The sequence below is a fragment of the Bacillus sp. PK5-006 genome, assembly GCF_054161415.1.
The window spans coordinates 378723-399056 of the sequence record NZ_CP096414.1 but is presented as its reverse complement, the minus strand read 5'-3'; the positions used below and the strand labels follow the sequence as shown (position 1 = coordinate 399056).

25 protein-coding genes are annotated in these 20334 nt (G+C 41.9%); 1 reads left to right on the top strand and 24 read right to left on the bottom strand.

Annotation, left to right across the window (positions count from 1 at the left end; all coding sequences use genetic code 11):
- Positions 1-37: 37 nt before the first annotated feature.
- The 5 genes from M1D84_RS02005 to M1D84_RS01985 form a co-directional block, all read right to left on the bottom strand.
- Positions 38-736, bottom strand: coding sequence for a VWA domain-containing protein (locus M1D84_RS02005; protein ID WP_034622539.1), 699 nt, complete (start codon positions 734-736; stop codon positions 38-40).
- Positions 737-1058: 322 nt separating this feature from the next.
- Positions 1059-2084: a stage II sporulation protein D gene (gene spoIID, locus M1D84_RS02000; protein ID WP_044330886.1), complete on the bottom strand. Its 1026-nt coding sequence runs from the start codon at positions 2082-2084 to the stop codon at positions 1059-1061.
- A gap of 259 nt (positions 2085-2343) precedes the next feature.
- Entirely contained in the window at positions 2344-3651 is a 1308-nt protein-coding gene (murA, locus tag M1D84_RS01995; protein WP_024423722.1) for a UDP-N-acetylglucosamine 1-carboxyvinyltransferase, read from the bottom strand.
- Positions 3652-3683: 32 nt separating this feature from the next.
- The gene (locus tag M1D84_RS01990; protein WP_073978872.1) at positions 3684-4418 is read right to left on the bottom strand and encodes a YwmB family TATA-box binding protein; all 735 of its coding nucleotides are present in this window, start codon (positions 4416-4418) and stop codon (positions 3684-3686) included.
- Positions 4419-4547: 129 nt separating this feature from the next.
- Complete coding sequence (locus M1D84_RS01985) at positions 4548-4778, bottom strand: DUF1146 family protein (protein ID WP_024423724.1); 231 nt, start codon at positions 4776-4778, stop codon at positions 4548-4550.
- Positions 4779-4948: 170 nt separating this feature from the next.
- On the opposite strand from M1D84_RS01985, the gene M1D84_RS01980 reads away from it, so the two are divergent.
- Positions 4949-5425, top strand: a complete 477-nt coding sequence (locus M1D84_RS01980) for a hypothetical protein (protein ID WP_024426339.1) — start codon at positions 4949-4951, stop codon at positions 5423-5425.
- Between the two features lie 42 nt (positions 5426-5467).
- On the opposite strand, the gene M1D84_RS01975 is transcribed toward M1D84_RS01980, so the two are convergent.
- From M1D84_RS01975 to M1D84_RS01885, 19 genes are all read right to left on the bottom strand, one after another.
- Positions 5468-5863, bottom strand: coding sequence for a F0F1 ATP synthase subunit epsilon (locus M1D84_RS01975; RefSeq protein ID WP_003214592.1), 396 nt, complete (start codon positions 5861-5863; stop codon positions 5468-5470).
- Between the two features lie 24 nt (positions 5864-5887).
- Positions 5888-7309, bottom strand: coding sequence for a F0F1 ATP synthase subunit beta (gene atpD, locus M1D84_RS01970; RefSeq protein ID WP_008354929.1), 1422 nt, complete (start codon positions 7307-7309; stop codon positions 5888-5890).
- A gap of 24 nt (positions 7310-7333) precedes the next feature.
- Positions 7334-8200, bottom strand: a complete 867-nt coding sequence (locus tag M1D84_RS01965) for a F0F1 ATP synthase subunit gamma (protein ID WP_024423727.1) — start codon at positions 8198-8200, stop codon at positions 7334-7336.
- Between the two features lie 88 nt (positions 8201-8288).
- Positions 8289-9797, bottom strand: a complete 1509-nt coding sequence (gene atpA / locus M1D84_RS01960) for a F0F1 ATP synthase subunit alpha (protein WP_024423728.1) — start codon at positions 9795-9797, stop codon at positions 8289-8291.
- A gap of 16 nt (positions 9798-9813) precedes the next feature.
- On the bottom strand, positions 9814-10359 hold the full coding sequence (locus tag M1D84_RS01955) for a F0F1 ATP synthase subunit delta (RefSeq protein WP_024426340.1): 546 nt from the start codon (positions 10357-10359) through the stop codon (positions 9814-9816).
- Entirely contained in the window at positions 10356-10877 is a 522-nt protein-coding gene (atpF, locus tag M1D84_RS01950; protein ID WP_008354935.1) for a F0F1 ATP synthase subunit B, read from the bottom strand. The genes M1D84_RS01955 and atpF overlap by 4 nt, the downstream gene beginning before the upstream one ends.
- A 120-nt stretch (positions 10878-10997) precedes the next feature.
- Positions 10998-11210, bottom strand: coding sequence for a F0F1 ATP synthase subunit C (atpE, locus tag M1D84_RS01945; protein WP_003214968.1), 213 nt, complete (start codon positions 11208-11210; stop codon positions 10998-11000).
- 48 nt (positions 11211-11258) lie between these two features.
- On the bottom strand, positions 11259-11930 hold the full coding sequence (gene atpB / locus M1D84_RS01940; RefSeq protein ID WP_395960802.1) for a F0F1 ATP synthase subunit A: 672 nt from the start codon (positions 11928-11930) through the stop codon (positions 11259-11261).
- A 70-nt stretch (positions 11931-12000) separates the two neighbouring features.
- Positions 12001-12384, bottom strand: a complete 384-nt coding sequence (locus tag M1D84_RS01935) for an ATP synthase subunit I (protein ID WP_024423731.1) — start codon at positions 12382-12384, stop codon at positions 12001-12003.
- A gap of 497 nt (positions 12385-12881) precedes the next feature.
- Entirely contained in the window at positions 12882-13511 is a 630-nt protein-coding gene (gene upp / locus M1D84_RS01930; protein ID WP_003214553.1) for a uracil phosphoribosyltransferase, read from the bottom strand.
- 147 nt (positions 13512-13658) lie between these two features.
- Positions 13659-14906, bottom strand: coding sequence for a serine hydroxymethyltransferase (glyA, locus tag M1D84_RS01925; protein WP_024423732.1), 1248 nt, complete (start codon positions 14904-14906; stop codon positions 13659-13661).
- Between the two features lie 177 nt (positions 14907-15083).
- Positions 15084-15623 (bottom strand): TIGR01440 family protein, encoded by a 540-nt coding sequence (locus M1D84_RS01920; RefSeq protein WP_024423733.1) that lies wholly within the window; start codon positions 15621-15623, stop codon positions 15084-15086.
- A 12-nt stretch (positions 15624-15635) separates the two neighbouring features.
- Complete coding sequence (gene rpiB, locus M1D84_RS01915; RefSeq protein WP_003214714.1) at positions 15636-16085, bottom strand: ribose 5-phosphate isomerase B; 450 nt, start codon at positions 16083-16085, stop codon at positions 15636-15638.
- A 133-nt stretch (positions 16086-16218) separates the two neighbouring features.
- Positions 16219-16677, bottom strand: coding sequence for a low molecular weight protein arginine phosphatase (locus M1D84_RS01910; RefSeq protein WP_024423734.1), 459 nt, complete (start codon positions 16675-16677; stop codon positions 16219-16221).
- A gap of 63 nt (positions 16678-16740) precedes the next feature.
- Complete coding sequence (locus tag M1D84_RS01905; protein ID WP_024423735.1) at positions 16741-17295, bottom strand: manganese efflux pump MntP; 555 nt, start codon at positions 17293-17295, stop codon at positions 16741-16743.
- Between the two features lie 60 nt (positions 17296-17355).
- Entirely contained in the window at positions 17356-18408 is a 1053-nt protein-coding gene (locus M1D84_RS01900) for an L-threonylcarbamoyladenylate synthase (RefSeq protein WP_458106389.1), read from the bottom strand.
- A 161-nt stretch (positions 18409-18569) separates the two neighbouring features.
- On the bottom strand, positions 18570-19013 hold the full coding sequence (locus M1D84_RS01895; RefSeq protein WP_025093885.1) for a GNAT family N-acetyltransferase: 444 nt from the start codon (positions 19011-19013) through the stop codon (positions 18570-18572).
- Positions 19014-19076: 63 nt separating this feature from the next.
- Positions 19077-19730: a stage II sporulation protein R gene (gene spoIIR / locus M1D84_RS01890; RefSeq protein ID WP_229137102.1), complete on the bottom strand. Its 654-nt coding sequence runs from the start codon at positions 19728-19730 to the stop codon at positions 19077-19079.
- Between the two features lie 122 nt (positions 19731-19852).
- Complete coding sequence (locus M1D84_RS01885) at positions 19853-20332, bottom strand: hypothetical protein (RefSeq protein WP_024423739.1); 480 nt, start codon at positions 20330-20332, stop codon at positions 19853-19855.
- Positions 20333-20334: the final 2 nt, after the last annotated feature.

The window sequence follows — 20334 nt, the reverse complement described above, 5'->3', positions numbered from 1 at the left end:
AAAGCATGAATCAATCGTTTCCCTTTTGTTCAGCAAGTTATTCGTGTAGTTTTAATGATTCTGCTGAAAAGATAGATCCCATTTCTTTACCTGTGCTTGCTTGGTAGTAATGGCCTTTACCAGCTTTGGCTACTTGCTTCAATTGACCTTCATAGCCATCGTTAAAGTCTAACCCGATCACATTTACAACAGTTGATCCTTTTGAGTTATGCAATTCTTTTGCTACTTTTACTGGATCTCCGCCACAAGTTTCTTCACCATCAGTGATTAAGTACACAATATGCTTTGTTCCTTCAGTAAGCTGCTCATCCGCTTGCTTTGCATTTTCAAGTGCACGTGCAATCGGTGTCCAGCCAGTCGGCCCAAGTCCGTTTAAAGAGTTCTCAAAGCTGTCTTTTTCATAAGGCTGTACGCCGTAAACGCCTCTAATGACTTCACATGATTGAGCTTTACCTGAATTTTTGTTGTTTCCTTCAGAACCAAACAAGCTCATACGAATTTTAGCGTCTTTTGGAAGTGACTGAGCAAATTTAAATACCTCTTGTTTAGCGAGATCAAATTTGCGCTCTCCCTCTACTTTTCTTGCCATACTTCCGCTTGCATCAAGTAAGATTGTGACTCTTACATCTTTATTATGTTTTTTGACTGTAGATGCTTCTGCAAATACTGGTGAAGAGATTGACATAGATAATGTCAATACAGCTAAGGTTACGAGTGAGAATACTTTTTTCAACATAATTTTCCTTCCTCCTTATGTATTTAATTGAAACACCTTAATCGTAAATTATTCTGTCTTGGAATGGTATAGGACTCGGTCCCTTTTTCTCTTTCATCAAAATCACTAAAATTCTGTCAGATGTCTAGATATTTTCACCTAACACACCCATTATCCTCTCGTTTTCTCTGTCTTTCGAGGGACTTTGTATCGGCCATCAGTTCTTATCGGGACGTAAATGTTTAAGTTTTCCTACGGTGCGTCTTAAGTCGCAATTTGTCACATTCTGTTCAAACCTCTTTGAACACACAAAAAAATGCCTCATTTCTGAGACACCTTTGATTTATTTTTTAGCCATATACGTGTTGAGAAAACGATCGGCTGATTCGATTTGAATTCCTTTATAATAATGTTTCACGATGGCATCTACTTTTTTGCCTGCCTGCGCCATATAATGCGCACCATATTGACTCATGCCTACACCATGACCATATCCTTTTGTTGTAATGACAATCTGCTGGCCCTTGCGTTCCCATGTGAAGTCCGCTGAATGAAGGCCTAGTGATTCCCGAATGTCTCGGCCTGACAGTGTTTTACCGTTGATCACGGCTTTCGCTACTTGGTTTCCTGGTGTCCGTTCTACAATCTGTCCGACCTGAGCCTGCTGAGTGAGCGTCACACCTAATTTTTGCTGAAATTCACTGACCGAGATGGTTTTCTTATTTTGAAATTTTGGCGATTTTTCGTCCCATTTACTTGAGACACTTTTCAAATAAGGGATTTCGTTTTTCCAATAGGCTTCGGCATTTTCCGTTTTTCCGTTACTTGTTGAAAAGAATGAAGCATCAATTGGTTTCTCGTCATAAGTCAGCACTTTTCCTTGTGTGCTGGCGACAGCTTCCGTGACCTTTTTTAATTTCCAATTGTACGCTTTCCCCCAAATTTTCTTGAGTTCCTGTTTGTTTTTGTAAACTTGGAACATTTGGGTATCATCTACAAGAGAGCCCTTAGGTGATTTGACAGTCTTATCACTGATCATTTGTCTGACGATATACGTTCTTGCTGCGAGCGCCTGTGCCTTGAGTGCTTCCATTTCAAATTCAGCTGGCATTTCAGATGCTACGACACCGATCACATACTCTTCTAAGGGGATGTTTTCTACCTGCTGATGAGCTGAGCGATAGACGGGGATAGCGACGGGTGATTGCTTCAATTTGACTGAACCCTTCACTTCTTTTTTAACTGATGGTTCTGCTGCTACGTGCTGGCTTGCCGCCGGTTTCCCTTGGAACGTCGGCAACACAAGTAATGTTGGAATCATTAAAATAATGATGCATATTCCTGCGATTGTCCATATCATTGGTTTCATATTTGGCTGCCCCCATTTGTCATTGAATCTCTTTTATCCTATGGGCAGGGACAAGCTAATATGACAGCTTCTTTCATTTAGTGGACAAGTCTTTTATGAAAGGTATGGGCCTGTTCTTAGAATGGATTTTACTGTTCGTCTGTATGAATAAAATTTAAGATGGTTGGATACACTAATGATAAGCTTCGTGAAATGAAGCATTCTATGATTCTAAAAAAAAATCAGCATGCCCCAATGGACACACTGATTTCTTTCATGATTACGCGTTCAGATCTGATACAACTTGTTCTTGTGTCACATCTGCCGATTCATCGTTTACTCTTTCAATATCTGCACCGATTGCTGCAAGCTTTTGGTGGAAGTTCACATAACCACGGTCAATATGCTTCAACTCAGTGACACGTGTATGACCTTCTGCCACTAATCCAGCAAGTACAAGTGCTGCTCCTGCTCTTAAATCAGTCGCTGCCACTTCAGCACCTTGAAGTTGAACCGGCCCATTGATAATGACAGAGCGACCCTCAATTTTAATATCGCCATTCATGCGGCGGAATTCTTCAGCATGCATAAAGCGGTTTTCAAACACCGTTTCTGTGATCATGCTTGTTCCGTTCGCACGAAGCAATAGCGCCATCATCTGAGATTGCATATCCGTTGGGAACCCAGGATGCGGCATTGTTTTTAGATCGATTGGCTTGAGCTCAGATGGTCCAATGACTCTTAAACCTTCTTCTTCTTCAATGATCTGAATACCCATTTCTTCCATTTTTGCAACAAGTGATGTCATGTGCTCTGGCACTGCGCCTTTTACAAGAACATTTCCTTCTGTAATGGCTGCTGCCACCATGAAAGTACCTGCTTCAATTCTGTCAGGGATGATGTTGTGTTTTGCACCGTGAAGTGTTTCCACACCTTCGATTTTGATTGTACCAGTACCAGCACCGCGAACCTTACCGCCCATGGCATTGATGTAGTTTGCTAAATCAACAATTTCAGGTTCTTTTGCTACGTTTTCTAAAATCGTCGTTCCTTCAGCTAATGCTGCTGCCATGATGATGTTTTCAGTTGCCCCTACACTTGGGAAATCCAAATAGATTTTTGCACCTTTTAAACGGCCTTTTACTTCAGCCTCGATGAAACCATTACCTACTTGAATTTTAGCACCCATTGCTTCAAAGCCTTTTAAATGCTGATCAATTGGTCTTGAACCAATCGCACAGCCTCCAGGTAATGCAACTCTTGCATGACCTGTTCTTGCTAAAAGTGGTCCCATGACAAGCACGGATGCTCGCATTTTACGGACATACTCAAACGGAGCCTCAGTTTCTAGTGCATGAGATGCATCAACTGATACTTCGTTATTTTCAAAATGTACTTCTGCTCCTAAATGACGTAACACTTCATTGATTGTATATACATCGGAGAGCGTAGGTACATCACAAATTACGCTTTTTTCTGTACTTGCTAACAAAGATGCAGCGATAACTGGTAAAACGGCATTTTTTGCGCCTTCTACTTTAACTGTGCCGTTTAACTTTTGACCGCCGCGGACGATGATTTTTTCCAAGGTCTTCCCCTCCGCGTCCCAAATTCTCTATATTAATATTCAGTCGTTACGATTGGTGTGCCAACCGTAATCGTATGATTTTCGTTCATTTCCGAACTTCTGATGGCAATTTGAACATTCATTTTATCATTTGAAGTCATAATGAACTGTTCCCACTTATCTGTGTAAGCGGAAAGCGACACAAAATTAGACTCAACGAGATACTCAACTGGTTTTGCTTGAAATTCATTTGCTAACGTTTCAGCTTTTTTTTGCAAAACAACATCCATCATACCATTTACATGACCATCGAGACAAGTAAAAATTACAATTTTCTCTTGTAATATGCTTTTTGCATGACGTACGAACTGATCATATGTATGCTCCCAGGTATTCAGTGGGCGAGCACCTTTTTGCTCATATAATAAATACGACTTTTGATTTGATTTTGTGTCGGTCTTCACGAGTAAAATTTTCGATTCTGTATCATTTTTTTCATCTTTGTAAATTCCTGTGACTTTGGTGACATGTTGTTCTTTTTTTTCGGTCCACTCATACTGTCGTAGTTCGTCTTTCAAACGTTTCACTTTTTTTGAAAATTGTTCGGATGAAATATCTACATTTGTTTTGGCATGAAGGGTCCACCCATCGACTTCGATTTGCTGGTTTTTTAGACCTTCTGCTATTTGAGCGAGCGGGGAAGATTCTTCCGCACGAACACCTTGAATCATCAGAACAAAAAAAAGAATAAACGCAAATAATGGCCAACCTTTCAAATACTTTCTCACTTGTCATTCCCCCTTGCTACAAGTGTTGCCGCAAGGAGGGCAATGCATACGTGGAAAAGTCAACAAAAGGCGAGCCTTTTGACCCTTCTTTTTACGTTCCCGCAGAAGGCCGTGACCAAACCTTTTATGTTAGAACATGTAAGGAATTTGTCTCGAGAAATTTAAGTAATCAAGGAAGAAATTGCTGACCGCAGATGCGATAGCAATGGTAATGAGCATCATCAGCAGCCTTGCTTGAACGATTTTCCCTTTTTTAATGAGTGGATCAATATTTACAGCAAGCAGTGCCCACCATGTAACCGCGATAAAAAATAGGTGGATCACAATGCCCACGATTGCTTGTTGTCCTACGTCTTCCATACAGTTGAATCCTCCTTTTATTTATTTCTGTAAAGGAAAACTCCCTTTCATTATATCCTCGAAAATCGGAAAGATGAATCATTTGGAAAAAAGAGCTACATTTAGTGTAAATCCCCTCTTATCCTGATGCCAAGGAGATGATATACTGCGTGTGGAAGGAGCTGAACACATTGAAAGATTCTTTTCCTGACTTTGTTGATTTGTACGGAGAATTGGTTCCCTCATTTGATCATGAATGGGAGGCCATTGCTTTCTACTTTGATTATAGACAGACACAGCTAGAAGAATTAGCACAATTGTGTCATTTTCATAACATTTCTTTGGATTACTCTGAGGAAAGCCTGTATCAGTTAGAATCACTATACTTTGATGCATTGACCAAGCAGCTGTTCGCTGAGTGGAAAATGCCAATAGATGCATTAGAAGCGATGATGAGTGTGTATATAGGAGAGGTTGTCATCCGTCATCATTCAGATGCTGACTGGGTGGTGCGGCCTTATATGGATTCTCCGCACAAATATACGCTTGGCTTACGCAGAAACAATAAAACATGGCATTGTAGTACGCAATTTTGCGAGCACTTATATCTAGAAAAGCAAGCATCTCATCCTTATGTGTCGATGTATCAATCTCTCATGTCATCCTAAAAAAAATCCTTCTTATCACTGTGATAAGAAGGATTTTCTGTTTTATTTCCCTGCTACATTTAAACGGTTTAACGCCCGTTTTAATGCGAGTTCCGCCCGGCGTACATCACTTTCATTCGGGTGGTTCAAATGCTCTTCAGCACGCTGTTTCGCTGATTTAGCACGATCGACATCAACTTTGTCTGATGTTTCAGCGGCCTGAGCCAGAATTGTTACTTGTTCAGGGCGGACTTCAACAAATCCGCCACTTACTGCAACCAATTCAGTTGATCCACTATGTTTTAAGCGAACTGCACCGATTTTTAGCGGAGCAACCATTGGAACGTGGCCAGCTAAAATACCAAGCTCACCGCTTTCTGCTCTTACACTGACCATTTCCACATCCGCTTGATACACTGGGCCGTCGGGAGTAACGATATTGACTTGAACGGTCTTCATGCTTTTACCCTCCTAAGGACCAGATTAGGCCTCTACACCCATCTCTTTGGCTTTTTCAACCACTTCTTCAATGCGTCCAACTAAGCGGAATGCATCTTCTGGAAGGTGATCGTATTTACCAGATAAGATTTCCTTGAAGCCTTTAACAGTTTCTTTCAATGGCACATAAGAACCCTTTTGGCCAGTGAACTGCTCTGCTACGTGGAAGTTTTGAGATAGGAAGAATTGAACACGACGCGCTCTGTGTACCACAAGCTTATCGTCCTCAGATAATTCATCCATACCTAAAATGGCAATAATATCTTGCAGCTCTTTATAACGCTGTAATGTTTGCTGCACTTCACGCGCAATCGCATAATGCTCTTCGCCAACGATCTCAGGTGCAAGTGCACGAGATGTTGAAGCAAGAGGATCAACCGCTGGGTAAATACCCATTTCAGTCAGCTTACGCTCAAGGTTTGTCGTTGCATCAAGGTGAGCGAACGTCGTTGCAGGAGCTGGATCTGTATAGTCATCCGCAGGTACATAGATCGCTTGAATCGATGTAACCGATCCTACGTTTGTAGACGTGATACGTTCTTGCAGCTGACCCATTTCTGTTGCAAGTGTCGGCTGATAACCTACCGCTGAAGGCATACGTCCAAGAAGGGCTGATACTTCAGAACCTGCTTGTGTAAAGCGATAGATATTATCGATGAAGAACAATACGTCTTGACCTTGTTCATCACGGAAATGCTCTGCCATTGTCAAACCAGTTAGGGCAACACGCATACGTGCACCTGGCGGCTCGTTCATTTGACCGAAGACCATGGCTGTTTTTTCGATAACGCCAGAATCTTTCATTTCGTAGTAAAGGTCGTTTCCTTCACGTGTACGCTCTCCAACACCAGCGAATACAGAAATACCGCCGTGTTCTTGTGCGATGTTGTTGATCAATTCTTGAATCAGAACGGTTTTACCTACACCAGCTCCACCGAATAGACCGATCTTTCCACCTTTGATGTAAGGAGCAAGCAGGTCAACAACTTTGATACCTGTTTCAAGAATTTCAACTTCTGTAGAAAGTTGATCAAAAGAAGGCGCTTGTCTGTGGATTGGATCTCTTTGAGCTTCCACACCAAGTGGCTCATCTAAGTCAATGTTATCTCCCAGTACGTTGAATACACGTCCAAGTGTTACGTTACCAACTGGTACTGAAATTGGTTTTCCAAGGTCTACAGCTTCCATACCGCGCTTCACACCGTCTGTTGATGCCATTGCGATGGTTCTCACTGTATCGTCACCTAAATGTAGTGCTACTTCTAAAGTTAAGTCGATATCAACTTCACTTTCGCTTTCCGCTTTATGCGAAACTTTGATCGCATTATAAATCTCAGGCAAGTGACCGTCTTCAAAACGAACGTCTACGACTGGTCCCATGATCTGACTGATGCGTCCTGTTTTCATTGCATTCCCTCCTGACAATTATTTCTATTCTAAGGCAGCTGCTCCGCCGACAATTTCTGTAATCTCTTGTGTAATCGCTGCTTGACGAGCACGGTTGTAAGAGAGTGTCAGGCTGTCGATCAATTCTTTTGCGTTGTCTGTTGCACTCTTCATTGCTGTCATTCTTGCAGCATGTTCACTTGCTTTGCTGTCAAGAAGCGCACCGAAAATCAAACTCTCTGCATATTGAGGAAGGAGAACTTCAAGAATTTCTTCTTCAGAAGGCTCAAACTCATAAGATGCGGAACGTTTATTTGGTGTCGCTGCGGCCGAAAGGTCCGTTAGCGGCAATAATTTCTTTTCTGTTACTTCTTGTGAAATCGCACTGACAAAGTGGTTGTAGAACATGTAAAGTTCGTCAAACGCTTCATCAGAGAACATTTGAACTGTGCTGCTTGCTAATTCTTTAATATCAGCAAACGCTACCTCGTCTCCAAGCCCTGTTACTTCAGAAATAACTGGAATACCACGCTTTTTGAAGAAGTCGCGTCCGATTTTACCAATGACAATCACCGCATATTCATCAGCGGATTGATGACGAGATTGAATGGTTTGGTAAGCGGCACGCAAAATCGAGCTGTTAAAAGGTCCTGCAAGCCCTCGATCAGATGTAATAACGAGATACCCTGTTTTTTTGACAGGTCTTGAAAGAAGCATTGGGTGCTTAGCACTTGTTCCAGTTGCGATTGCAGCAACCACTTCCTGGATTTTCTCCATGTAAGGAACAAAAGACTTCGCATTGTTTTCAGCACGATTCAGTTTCGCAGCTGATACCATTTGCATCGCTTTTGTGATCTGACTCGATTTTTTCGTTGACGTGATCCTTGACTTTATATCGCGTAATGAGGCCAAAGATTTCACCACCTTTTTTCAGGAATCCGTGTTCATTTACGTGAAAAGAGAGAAAAAGAGAATCTTTTTCTCTCGGAAAGATTACTAATTAGTTGCTTGGTGCAAACGTACGTTTAAAGCCTTCGATTGCTGTCTTCCACTCTTCATCAGCAGGCATATTTCCTGTTTGAGAGATTGTGTCAAACAAGCCTTTATGGTTTTCTTCAATGTACAAGAATAACTCAGCTTCAAAACGTTTAACATCAGCAATGGCTACATCGTCTAAGTATCCTCTTGTTAGTGCGTAAAGAATCGCTACTTGTTTTTCAACTTTAAGCGGTTTGTTCAAGTCTTGTTTTAAGACTTCAACTGTTCTTGCACCACGGTTTAATTTCGCTTGAGTGGCTTGATCTAGATCAGATCCAAACTGAGCGAATGCTTCAAGCTCACGATAAGAAGCAAGATCCAGACGAAGTGTACCTGCTACCTTTTTCATCGCTTTGATTTGTGCAGAACCACCTACACGGGATACAGACAATCCTGCGTTTACCGCTGGACGTACGCCTGAGAAGAAGAGGTCAGATTGTAAGAAAATCTGTCCATCTGTGATGGAAATAACGTTTGTAGGGATATATGCAGAGATATCGCCAGCTTGCGTTTCTACGAAAGGCAATGCTGTGATAGAACCGCCACCCTTTTCATCACTAAGCTTCGCTGCACGTTCTAATAAACGAGAGTGAAGATAGAAAACATCACCAGGGAATGCCTCACGACCTGGAGGACGACGAAGCAATAATGAAAGCTCACGGTAAGCTGCCGCTTGTTTAGAAAGGTCATCATAGACAACAAGTACGTGCTTGCCGTTATACATGAATTCCTCACCCATCGTTACACCTGCATAAGGAGCAAGGTAAAGAAGTGGAGCTGGCTGTGATGCAGAAGCTGTGACAACGATTGTGTAGTCAAGCGCACCATGCTTACGAAGTGTTTCAACAACACCACGAACCGTAGATTCTTTTTGTCCGATAGCTACATAAATACAGATCATGTCTTGATCTTTTTGGTTTAGAATCGTATCGATTGCAACAGATGTTTTACCTGTTTGACGGTCACCAATGATCAATTCACGCTGTCCGCGGCCGATTGGAATCAAGGCATCAATTGCTTTAATTCCTGTTTGAAGCGGCTCATGTACAGATTTACGATCCATAACGCCAGGTGCTTCACTTTCGATTGGACGTGTTTTGCTTGTTAAAATTGGACCTAGTCCATCAACAGGCTGACCAAGCGGGTTCACAATACGTCCGATTAACTCTTCACCTACTGGAACCTCCATGATACGACCTGTACGTTTTACGTCGTCACCTTCGCGGATATCTTTGTAAGGTCCTAAAATAACGATACCTACGTTAGACTCCTCAAGGTTTTGAGCCATACCCATTACACCGTTAGAGAACTCAACCAGCTCTCCTGCCATAATGTTGTCAAGGCCATGTACACGCGCGATACCGTCCCCTACTTGAATGACTGTACCGACATCTTTTACTTCAATTTCTGATTGATAGTTTTGGATTTGCTGCTTTATCAGCGCGCTAATCTCTTCAGCTTTGATACTCACTAAGGTTTCACCCCTTCTAACGATTTTCGCCTGCAAGCTGACGTTCAATGCGGGAAAGCTTTCCGCTGACACTGCCGTCATAAATGCGGTTTCCGATACGGATTTTCACTCCGCCTATTAGATCCTTGTCAATCACATTTTCAACACGCAGTGATGTGACTCCGGCTTTTTTGGCAAATACTTCAGATAAAGATTGAATTTCAGCACCGCTCAGCGGTTTCACTGAATACACGACCGCATCGTCTATTTGTTTCGTGCGGTTTGCAAGTTTCACAAACTCAGACGTCATTTCAGAGAAAATATTCGTGCGTCCGCGGTCAATCAGTAAATACATTGTGTGCAATACATAAGTAGAAACACCTTTGAAAGCTTCGGCAATCAACTGTTTCTTTTTGTCTGCCGTAATCTTTGGATGAACAAGGAAGTCATTTAGCTCTTGATCAGCCTTTAGAACTTTTTTGATCTCATTCAGCTCTTTTTCAGTTTCGTCTACTGCCGAAGAAGCAAGAACGATGTCAAAAAGAGCAGAAGCGTAACGCTTAGAGACAATAGTTACGCTCATCGGCTTTCGCCTGCCTCTTTAAGGTACTCTTGAATCAATTTCTCTTGTGCCTGCTCATCAAGTTCTTTTTCAATCACTTTAGATGCAATCAGCACAGATAGTGATGCAACCTGCTCACGCAGTGCAGCCACAGCTTGTTCTTTTTCTTTCACGATTTCAGTTCTAGCAGACTCTTTCAAGCGCTCTGATTCTTGACGTGCTGCTTGAATGATCTCTTCTTTTTGTTTCTCACCAATCTTTTTCGCATTTTCGATGAGTGTATGTGATTCTTCGCGTGCTTCTTTCAATAAGACACGTTGTTCTTCAAGAAGCTTTTCAGCTTGAACGTGCTTTTGTTCAGCACTTGAAATTTCATTTCCTATATAATCTTCACGCTGCTTCATAATACCTAATAAAGGTTTAAGCGCAAATTTCTTTAAAAGTGCAAGCAAGATGAGCATAGCGATAAGCTGGAATAACATATCACCGGCGTTGAAACTTAAGCCCCCTGCTCCTAAAACCACTGGTAACTGAGACATTTAGTACGGCAACTCCCTTCTTTAAATAATATGTTAAGAAACAAAACATAAAGGAATGGCGAAGTTTCGAACTAATCTGATCTTCGCCATTAAAATTCATATTAGAACGCTTCTCACATATTAACCAAAGAATGCCAAGAATGCGATAACGACAGCGATAATTGGAAGTGCCTCAACTAAAGCGACCCCGATGAACATAAGTGTTCTTAGTTCTCTACCAGCTTCTGGCTGACGAGCGATTCCTTCAACTGTTTTAGATACGATTAGACCGTTACCAATACCTGCTCCTAGTGCTCCTAAACCGATTGCAATTGCTGCTGCTATTAAATTCATTAAAAAGCTCCTCCTTTAAAATAACGTCCTTTTTGGACTCTCAATTTTTTAGTGTTCGTCGCTGACTTTATGGGAAATGTACACCATTGTCAGCATGGTGAAGATAAATGCCTGGATTGTTCCGACAAACAAACTGAATGCCTGCCATACAATCATCGGCACGATGGCACCTAATGTACCAACGATACCAAGCGCAATATTTTGCGTGTAGAAATTGGTCGCAAGTCCTGCAAGTAACCCAAGAAGAATCTCTCCAGCGAAAATATTTCCGTAAAGACGCAAACCAAGTGTTAGCGTGTTTGCAAATTCTTCAATAAGTTTCAATGGTACTAAAAGTGGAATTGGTCTAAAGTAGTCTTTCGTATATTCCTTGACTCCTTTTGCCTTGACACCGTAGAAGTGTGTAAGTCCCATGACCATAATTGCTAGTGTCATTGTGATTGCAGGATCAGCAGTTGGTGATTTCCACCACAAGTTGTGATCGACCGTAATCGAGAACGGCAGTCCAAGCATGTTTGAAACAAATATGTACATGAGTAATGTAACGCCAAGCGCTAGAAATGGGGCTCCTGTTTTCATGTCCATCGAACTACCTATGATATTTCGAACAAAATCAACGATCCATTCCATGAAGTTCTGCGCCTTAGTCGGACGAATAGACAGAACACGAGTAGTCAGCACCGCTATGAGAAGAACGATGATACTAGCAATCGTAATCATGAGAACATTGGATAAGTTGAACGTTAACCCTAAAAATTCTGTAGTTTTTGAACTGTGACCCAAAGAGTATTCACCTCTCTTCCATAGTAGAACGTTTAAGTTGAATGAAGGAATCTATCATAATGACAGGATATATTGTCATTAATCCTATAACAACACCTGCCAGATGAACTTCATTAGGGTAACGCCAAGCAATCGCTACTGCGAGAATCGCGTTGGCCCACCTGGCTGTACTTCCCATTGAACGAATGGATTTTCCTTTTTTAACCGCTCGATCAAAAGCGTGCATTCTCCGTATAAGTAGGAATAAATTAAAGAAAGCAAAAATTGTGCCGATAATGAAACCAAGAAACAGTGGTTTAAAACCAGGCATGGCATAGCCAAACACAAAAATTGCCAATAGATAGAACATGTATTTACTCTGTCTGCGGAAAATCGCGTTTGGATCGTTCATTCATCTGACTCCCGATGAAAAGTATTGTAAAAAAGGTGATAAATGGTGATGAAAACTGCGTAGAAGACGCTGATGATAAGCCGTCCTATTCGAAAAAAATCAATCACCCATCGGTCTAATTGCACAATCAGACTTGAAATCTTTAGATCTATGGGATGCTGCTTCATTCGTTGATACAAACCCTGATTATTAAAGGGTTCACAATGAGGATTAGTAGAGTGCTATAGGCTATGAAAACCTTACCATAATACCCTCGTTTAGCATACAATAGCGTCTATGATGTGTCAATCGGTTGAAAGTTAAAAAACTTTTCTATAGTGATAGAGCACACAAAATGTTCACAATTTCATCAAACTTTAGGAGAGATGTGACATTCATTGAAAAAAACAGCCAATGTTCAGTATACATTGATTTTTCTAAGAACGGTATCAACCGTTTGTCATATATTTCAAAAAGCCCACATGCACGTTTGCATGTGGGCTTTTATTAAGACTTTCTTATTTCGTTCCGTACATACGGTCACCAGCATCACCAAGACCTGGGATGATGTAACCTTTTTCGTTTAGTTTCTCATCTAATGCTGCAATGTAGATATCAACATCTGGATGATGCTTTTGCATTTCTTCTACACCTTCAGGGGCAGCAATCAGACACATAAAGCGAATGTTTTTCGCACCGCGTTTTTTCAAGCTGTTTAACGCTTCGACTGCTGAACCGCCAGTTGCAAGCATTGGGTCTACTACGATAAATTCACGTTCTTCCACATCTGATGGAAGCTTCACATAATATTCAACAGGCTTTAATGTTTTCGGATCGCGGTATAAACCGACATGTCCCACTTTAGCAGCTGGAATGAGTTTCAAAATCCCGTCTACCATTCCAAGACCTGCTCTTAAAATTGGCACAACCCCGAGTTTCTTCCCTGAGATCACGTTTGATTTCGCTACTTGTACAGGTGTTTCTACATCTACCTCTTCAAGCGGTAAGTCTCTTGTGATTTCAAATGCCATTAATGTTGCGACTTCATCCACTAGCTCTCTAAATTCTTTAGTTCCTGTATGAACGTCACGAATATATGTAAGTTTGTGCTGAATAAGCGGGTGATCAAATACATAAACCTTTGCCATTGCTTGCTACAACTCCTTTTCTGTCATCTTCCGGTGAACTTTGCACACTTCCTACAATTCTACATAAAAAGACATCATCTTTCAATATGATTCGCAAATCCTACAAAAAAAACCCACATGCCAAAAATAGGCAAATGGGTCTGTTTTTTAATAATCTAATTCGTTATATAGAGGGAAACGGGCCGTAAGATCAGACACACGCTTTTTCGCCTCTTCTAATTTCGCTTCATCTTCATGATGTTTTAGCGCAAGTGCAATAATGGAACCGACTTCTTTCATCGCTTCTTGATCAAACCCGCGGCTTGTTACTGCTGCTGTACCTACACGTACACCGCTTGTGACAAATGGTTTCTCTGGATCATAAGGAATTGCATTTTTGTTCACTGTAATACCGATTTCATCAAGAACGTTTTCTGCAATTTTCCCTGTGATGCCAAGAGAACGCAAGTCGATGAGAACAAGATGGTTATCTGTTCCGCCAGATACAAGCTGAATATCTTCAGATAAAAGTGTTTCAGCTAGTTGTTTTGCATTATTAATGACGTTTTGTGCATATGTTTTGAAATCTCCGTTCAATACTTCACCGAAAGAAACAGCTTTTGCAGAGATGACATGCATTAGTGGTCCACCTTGAATACCAGGGAAGATCGATTTGTCGATCTTTTTACCAAACTCTTCACGGCATAGGATCATTCCGCCGCGAGGTCCGCGTAATGTTTTGTGAGTTGTTGTTGTCACAAAATCTGCGTAAGGAACTGGATTTGGATGAAGACCTGCTGCAACAAGACCAGCAATGTGAGCCATGTCGACCATAAAGTAAGCACCGACTTCATCAGCAATCTCACGGAACTTTTTGAAATCAATTTGGCGTGGGTATGCACTTGCACCCGCAACGATGAGTTTCGGCTTATGTTCACGTGCTTTTTCAAGTACATCTTGATAGTCGATATGCTGAGTTTCTTTATCTACACCATATTCTACAAAGTTGTACTGTACACCACTAAAGTTTACAGGGCTTCCATGTGTTAAATGCCCGCCATGTGATAAGTTCATGCCAAGTACTGTATCGCCATGCTCAAGAATTGTAAAGTATACGGCCATGTTCGCTTGAGCACCTGAGTGAGGCTGTACGTTCACATACTCAGCGCCAAAAATTTCTTTTGCGCGGTCACGTGCGATATCTTCCACAACGTCTACATGTTCACAGCCGCCATAGTAGCGTTTACCAGGATAGCCCTCAGCGTATTTGTTTGTTAATACAGAGCCCTGTGCTTCCATGACTGCTTCGCTTACGAAGTTTTCTGATGCAATTAATTCGATTTTGTCCTGCTGGCGTTTCCGCTCTAGTTGAATTGCTTTGAATACTTGTGCGTCTTGCTCAGGTAAATGTTTCATCAGCGAAATCCTCTCCAATCTATTTCCATTCGATGTTTTCACCATCTCATTGTACACGGTTTTTGAGTAAAATGTAAAAGTTTTTTTTGGAAAATCGACTTCTTTTTTATGAAAACCCGAATATTCAAGTGGTAAAGCGTCTTCATCATTCAACATTATATTAGAAATATTTCGAAGCTATGATCTTGTATAAACGGCTCGTTCTCCGCCAATCAGCTTCGGACGCGTTTTCGCAAAAGTCACATGTGCATGTCCTAATCGATGACGACTGAGGCGGACAGGTACTGCGACTCTCTTTAAGTGCATCCCAATTAACGTATCGCCGATATCAATTCCAGCATGTGCCTCAATGCATTCGACCAATACAGGATGTTCCATTTGCTGATACGCATGAGCCGCCATCGAACCACCCGCTTTACGGACAGGTACTGCAGCTACGATCTCCAGGTTAAAACGGAAAGCCACTTCTTCTTCAACAACAAGGGCACGATTTAGATGTTCACAGCATTGAAAGGCGAGCTCGATGCCGGTCTCTCGTCTTAACTGATCCAATTCTTGATAGATAGAGGCAGCAATTTGCTCACTTCCTGCAGTACCAATATGCTCACCAGCCACTTCTGACGTACTGCAGCCAATGACTAAGATTTGCCCGGCACGCAATTCAACTGTTTGATGAAACTCTTTTAACATTTCAAGCCAATCTTGACCAATGTTCATGTTAAGCGCTCCTTATAGGTGCTTTTCTTCGTAATCAGCAATTTTGCCAATCCGCACAGCATGGCGTCCTGCTGTAAACTCTGTCGTCAGCCAAATGTGCGCAATCTCACGTGCTAACCCTGGTCCAATCACTCGCTCTCCCATTGCAAGAACGTTCGTATCATTATGTTCTCTCGTTGCTTTCGCACTAAATGTATCATGAGCCAATGCACAACGGATTCCTTTTACTTTATTTGCTGAGATGCTCATGCCGATGCCTGTCCCACAAATTAAAATGCCGCGGTCGACTTCTCCGTTTGCCACCATATTGGCTACAGGGAAAGCATAATCTGGGTAGTCTACAGAACCTGATCCGCATTCACAACCCATATCAATGTATTCAATCTTCAATTCATCCATCAATTGTTTGATTTCTTCACGAATATTCGTTCCGCCGTGATCGGATGCAATGGCTACTTTCATCGGGCAATTCCTCCTAAGGGTGAGTTGATCTGTTATGTCTTACATTCATTCTTTATTTACAGTTATATTTTAACCTCTGCCTAGTGATTTGCAAACAATAGCAGAAAAACCGTTGAGGCAACGGTTTTACAAGTTATCTATTATGATGATCTTTTTTCAGCTTCTCAGCGAGCTGATACAGCAAGGCTTCTAGTTCATCTCGAGTTTCCTGATAAACAGAAAGACTTCCTCCAAACGGATCGGATACATCGCCTTCTGTTCCTGTCGCAAATTCCTTTAAAGTGAAGACCTTACCTTTTGCATGCGCATATTGCTCTGCAATCAACTGTTTATGCTGCATCGTCATCGTGAAGACGTAATGAGCTTCGCGCAGAAGATCCTCTGTCAATTTTGATGATGAGTGATTCAGTGGAATGCTTTTCTCAAATAATGCTTCGATCGCTTGAGGAGAAGCCTTCCCTTCATCGGAGGCAAAAATGCCCGCTGATTTTACAGTGACCTCTAAACCTTTTTCATCTGCAATGGAAGCAAAAAGGGCTTGAGCCATTGGACTTCTGCATGTATTTCCCGTACAAACAAATAAGATTTTCATCTTTCGCCCTCCTTTTCTTCTATTATATAGCATTTCATTCTACATGTTATGTAAGGAGACTGGCTAGAGCGGAAATAATAATTTGATACCAAAGGCTAGTAAAATGATTCCGCCAAGCGCGCCGCTATATGAACCCACCCATGACCGAACCTGTTTACCGAGTAATAATCCGAGCCATGTGAGGAGCATACTAAAAAAACCAAACAATAATATAGTCATCCACACCTGGGAACCGTAAATCCCGAGGCTTAAACCAACGGAAAAGCTGTCTAGGCTTACACTTGTCGCAAAAAGAACAAGACCAGCCCCAACTGGTGCGATAAAGGGCTTATCCTCTTTGCGGATAGAAGCAACAATCATTTGCAGTCCCAGCACCAAAAGCAGCGCCCCGCCAATATAGGTGGCAAGAAGACCGAGCCATCCAGATAAGAGCTGACCTGTCAGCATGCCAAAAAGCGGCATAAACATATGAAATATCCCAATAACAAGTCCAATATAAATGATCTGGCGGAACCTCAGCTGAATCATCCCCATACCAAGTCCAACCGAAAAAGCATCCATCCCAAGTGCAAAAGCCATGATGCTGAGTGTCAGCAATTCGCCAGCTAGTTCGTTCATGTAAATCCCCCTTGGACACACATTCTTCTTTAACCTATGTTTGTCCAAGAAAGGTTAGAACTATTGGAACGAAGGGAGTGTACGCCCTCCTGCGGCTTTTTGCAGACGGTTCATAATGGCAGAACCAACTCCCTCTTCTGAAAAGGCTTCTGAAATGATCAAGTCTACATCTGTTTCATCAAATTGTCTCAGTACACGATAAAGGTTTGCGGCAACCGTTTCAGGTTTTTCTCTCCACCCACAGCTGTACACAACATCTGCCGCAAACAGCGATTTCTTTTCTTCTGTTGTCAGCACTCCGACTTTTAGCCCTTCAGCTCTGTATTTCTGAATGTGACACTGCATGTCTTCATCACTTCCATGAAAGATATACATCTTGGCTTCAGGTGCATAATGTGTGTATTTCATTCCCGGCGATACAGGCGCTTCGTCCTTTTTTGTCAGCCCTGGGTCCACACTCACCGTTCCGACTACCTCTTCTAATGCTTCTTTTGTAATCCCGCCTGGTCTTAAAATCACTGGGGTCTCACCGATACAGGATACAACCGTTGACTCAACGCCAATACCTGTTGAACCGCCATCCACAATCCCAGCGATTCTTCCTTCGAGATCACTGGCTACATGGTCAGCTTGTGTTGGTGAAGGTTTTCCCGAACGATTGGCACTTGGTGCAGCAATTGGCAGACCAGCTGCTCGGATGAGCTCAAGCGCAATGGGATGGTCAGGCATTCTCACACCTACTGTGGATAAACCTGCTGTAACCTGCTTTGATAAAGTGCCCGGCTTACACGGAAGAACGATGGTTAAGGCGCCCGGCCAAAAGGCATCCATCAGCGCCTTCGCTTTTTCGCTTTCTATTTGTGCAAATTCGTGAAGCTGCTGAACCTCCGCAATGTGAACAATCAACGGATTATCACTCGGACGCCCTTTCGCTTCATAAATTTTCATCACGGCTTCTGTCTCTTTCGCATTTGCCCCGAGTCCGTAAACGGTCTCTGTCGGGAAAGCAACCACTTCATTTTGCTTCAGCAGATCGGCCGCCTGTTTAATTTGTGGATAGTATGTGGATAAATCCTTTTCTAAATCCACAGACCACCTTTTTGTATTTAACATCATACAAACTCCTTTTAAAAAAGATAAAACTGTTGATATATCTCAATTATCCTTTTGAAAGTATAAAAGATGATGATCAATAAAACAAGCGTTGTCCACAATTTGTGGATAACGCTTGTTTTGTAGTGGATAAGTATGTGTATAAGTCCATCATTTTGTGATTAACTGCCTTTTTTTTGCAGGACCACAGCCTGTTCTTTCCCCAATGTCTCTTTTGCATGTGCAGAGCTCCATATGCTTTCTGGAATTTCCTTTAAAGGCGTAAAGCCCATTAATGCCAAAAAATCATGGGAAGAGGAATGGTTTGCGACGACATAAAAAGTATCCACACCCATTTTTTCACCGAGCGTTTGAACACTTTGGAACAAAGAGACAATGTGTCCCTGACCGAGCTTATCTGATATGACAAGAGACCGCAGCAATCCCTCTTGTTCATTGAACTGTTCAAGACCTAAGCAGCCTGCCAGCTGACCATCCGCATCTTCCATCACTACAAATGCCGTTCGCTCCGCAAGTGTTACTCCGCCTTTTGCTTGTCCCTTTTCAAGAAAAGCATTGATCGCCGGGACATCTTCTTCTGTGGCTATTCTTAATTGATAATACATGCTTTCACCTCTTTTTGATCTCTTACTTCAAATCTATGAGGCAAAAACCGTTTTATACCTTTTTTAAGAGAAAAGACTAGAGACCCATTCGAACAAAAAGAACTTTACTTCACCTGTCTCTTCTTCCTCTTCTTTCACCACTTCATTGACAGACTCTTTCGTTTGCTGCGCTGTCACTTGTTTATCATCATCCCCTTCTGGTGAGGCGATGGCTTCTCCGTTTGAAAAATCGATAAAGCAGAGCGGCGGAAATAACACACACCACCAGTTGGCTCCGTCTCCTTCTCCAAGCGTAATTAAAATGGCTTCATATTTCCCAGCAGGGTAGACGAAATTTCCATAGAGCTTTGTTGGAAATGAAGCTTTTTGAAAACTGACCGATACGGATTGATCAATGTGCTGTTCCTTCAATTTCGCTTTAGCAATACGATTGATTTCTGGCAGCTTTGATCGAATGACACGTCTTGCTTCTTCAATGGATGTGAGGTCTTTCACCCACTCTGTCATACTCGCATTGACCTCGTCACGAATACTTCTTTTCACATCCTGATCCGCTGAACGATCACTATTTGCTAAAATGCGTAATCGAATTGCTTCATCTGGTATGACAACAGGCTGATTTGCAGAAGCAGCCGCTGTCTCCTCTCTGCCAAGATTTGCAAAAGCACCGCATAATAATAGAAACATATAAAGACAAATCATCGTTTTACTTTTCAACATTGTGTGTTCCCCCCACTTTTTCTCTTCGCTACAAACATTGTGTCCAGGAAACTCATTTCATAAACAGTCAATATGAATTTTTTAATAGATTATGAGTCAAAACAAAAAAGCCGTTCTCATTAAGAACGACTTTTGAGTGAGGATTGGTAGTCAGAAGGGTATAGTCTTCCATCCCAATCTCGGCTGATTTTTAAACCAGATTCTGTTTTGATGACAGTCATGGCTCCTTTTTTCTCGATTTCTTTTTTGACTTTCCCTTTTTGATCGATAAATTGGATCACCATTTCATAGTTAAATTCAATTCTGTCATCGCTTTCATCTGAAGGCGTAAACATAATTTTCTTCAGCTTAATTTGACAATCTTGATCCTTCGCCGCTTCTAATATGCTCGGGAACATGCTGTCTTGTGTATATTCTTGATATTCATGTTCGGTTAAATAAACCTTCAGCTTCTCTTTCATGTCAGATAGGTCATCCGTTCGATTCACTGTGTATTGTGCTTTTTTATAGCTTTCTCCAAATGCTGCTGCCTCTTTTTTAAAGCTCGGTTTACCACAAGCACTCACAATCAATAGTACACTGACGATGACCAACACCATCG